General features: G+C 34.3%; 1 protein-coding gene. It reads right to left on the bottom strand.

Features of this window, described 5'->3' with window-relative positions:
• Positions 1–378, bottom strand: a 378-nt coding sequence (locus LI091_RS18415; RefSeq protein WP_265191454.1) for an IS607 family transposase, incomplete at its 3' end; no start/stop codon positions are given.
• Between the last annotated feature and the right edge of the window lie 19 nt (positions 379–397).

The following is a 397-nucleotide window of genomic DNA, read 5'->3' as shown; positions in this document are numbered from 1 at the left end:
GGTTTTGATTTTTTGTTCCATCACTTCATCTAATAATTCGTTCCACTTTTTACGATTGTAATTAAGGCCACTTCCATAATCTTCAATACACTGGTCTACAATAATACCTTTGGCATTACAAAACTGTCGTAAAAATGCAACCTGGTTTTGTAAATCATCTTTTTGATTTCTTGTAGATACCCTGGCATAAATAACTACCTGACGTTGGTCATCTTCAGTACTTATTCCTTTGAATTGCAGATATTGGTCATAAGTGTAATAACGTCTATCAGTTGGAGTTCGGTTTGCCTTTAGAGTTCCGTCTCTATCCCAACGCTGTAATGTTTTTACAGATACACCTAACAGTTCAGCAAAATCTTTTGGCTTGTAATTTGTGATATTTGATGTGTTCATAATA

The organism is Blautia sp. MSK20_18 (assembly GCF_020553125.1).
GTDB lineage: Bacteria > Bacillota > Clostridia > Lachnospirales > Lachnospiraceae > Blautia_A > Blautia_A fusiformis.
The sequence above is the reverse complement of the archived record's forward strand: the minus strand, read 5'-3'. Positions and strand labels throughout refer to the sequence as shown.